Source organism: Marinobacterium rhizophilum DSM 18822, from assembly GCF_000378045.1.
Lineage (GTDB): Bacteria > Pseudomonadota > Gammaproteobacteria > Pseudomonadales > Balneatricaceae > Marinobacterium_A > Marinobacterium_A rhizophilum.
Window position 1 is genome coordinate 1 of the sequence record NZ_KB899138.1, and the last position, 2,068, is coordinate 2,068.

At 50.3% G+C, this 2,068-nt stretch carries 1 protein-coding gene; it reads left to right on the plus strand.

The annotated features are described in order from the left end of the window. The first annotated feature begins 453 nt into the window (after positions 1 to 453). Positions 454 to 1,776, plus strand: coding sequence for an SH3 domain-containing protein (locus F451_RS0124295; protein WP_020684014.1), 1,323 nt, complete (start codon positions 454 to 456; stop codon positions 1,774 to 1,776). Positions 1,777 to 2,068 lie beyond the last annotated feature (292 nt).

Below are 2,068 nucleotides of genomic sequence, written 5' to 3' on the forward strand. Positions count from 1 at the left end.
CAAGTCCAGCAACGCAGTCGCCAGTACAACAGCCCTCAATGTGTATTCTGGCGCAACGACTACGCTAATAAAAAGACTGAAAAGGCTCTGGAAAAAGTGAAAGAATATTGTCCTTAGTCCATCGAGCGCAGGCTGATTTATGTATAAGACAAAAGGCAAGACCTGACCCCGCCCCCCATTCGCATGCAACCCCATTGAACACGCCGAGCTGTGTTCACTATGTGTGTTCTGTCGGGTGTACCCTGTTGAACATATCTCTCAAAGACTGCTAATGCGTAATCAAACAGTAGCGCCAAGCGAGGCATGGGGGGCACGGGGGGGTTCTGCTCATGCGCCAAATTCAAAAACCTCAAACAAATTCTGGCCATTTTTTGACTTGGTTACCGTACGCTATACAAATGGTTAATATGTTTCTTCCAGTCTTCGCAACTATCAATAGCTGAAGAGAAGCCGATGCAGGACAGCAAAGACGATAAGGAAAGTTCTACTGCGAGCGATGAGCAACGCGAGAGCCAGTTTCATGAGTTTCACGACAAACTTACGGAGACTGAAAGCCAAATTGCCCAGGTCCTGGCGCTGGCAGACAGCGGCCGTAATCGTTATGCGTCAGTATTCGAGGCAGCAGAGCATGCTCAAAAACTTCGCGACAGATTGCTGGGGAACAACAGCGGCGTTGCACAAGCATTGGCGCGGATGGAGCAGGATCGCAAGCGCTATGCATCAGTCCTAGATTCAGAGAACCAGGCTCAGAAGTTCCAAAGCAAGCTGATGGAGACGGAGAGCAGCGTTTCCAAAATGCTTGCACGAATGTCGCATGACCTCGAGCGCTTTAACCCTGTATTAGAGGTAGCAGAGCACGCTAAGAAGCTGCGCGACAGCGTGTTAGGAGTCGACAGCGGCGTTGCCAAAGCGTTGGCTCAGATGGAGCGAGATCGCAAGCGTTACTTCTCCATTCTAGACACTGCGGCCCAAGCTCAGGCGTTTCGCGACAAACTGATGGAGACCGAGAGCGGTGTCGCCAAAATACTAGCTCAAATGGATCAAGACCGTGAGCGCTACTCGTCAATCGCTAAAGCAGCTGCTGATGCGTCGAGAATAACGCAAAGTCTCATCCACGACCGCCTTTCTACAGCCAACTTTTCTCAACAATGGGTATCGGCAATAAGTCTTTTTGGCGAGACTTCCCGTCATAAGATTTTCCAAGACCTTCTCAAACCTAATTTTTTGCAAGCGGCTTTATGGCAGGTCGAGCGAGGTGGAACTCGCCTTTCAGAAACGGTTACCGCAAGTGATATTGATGAACTTTTTACCGACGAAGTCGAAGCAGAACTTCATCAGTCTCTGGACACGGATAATTTCGACCTCAGTAGACTCTCACTACCAGCCAGAAAAGTATTGATCTGGATTATTAACGTTTGGCTTGTCCCTATTATTATAACGATTTGGCTGGCTCCTCAGATTTTAGAGTGGCGACAGCAGGCCGAGACAAAACTAACAGAAGCCGAAACCCCACGAGAAGTACGCCGACTGGCTAAATGCCTTTCAGGTGACGAGGCCTCATCACTTGAAGACTGCAGAATAGTCGTAGGTGATGATTTGAGGCTCAGGGATGCGCCTAGCAGGAGCAGTGAAGTGCTGGCGTTGCTACCTTTGGGCAAGGTTGTCGAAGTGCTCAGCGCGCCAAGAGGACCTTGGCTCTTCGTAGAGGTCAGCCTTGATGGAGAACATATCCAAGGGTGGGTTGCACGTAGATACACGACGACATTGTCCCAATAGTCCGGCCGTTCGGACGCCGTGCCTGACCCTCCAACCACTAGGGGCACATACTACTGTCACACAACTGCCAACACCACGCCGACAGGCCTTTATAAATCAAGGTGTTACCTGGAGATAGCACTCACCCGCCACCTCCACCAAACGCAAAGAAAAAAGGCTACCGAAAGCAATGAAAGCTGCTACGGAGAAAATGCAATCTGAATCGGCTGAAAGACACCGTCAACGAATAGCTCAGCAGCAAGTCCAGCAACGCAGTCGCCAGTACAACAGCCCTCAATGTGTATTCTGGCGC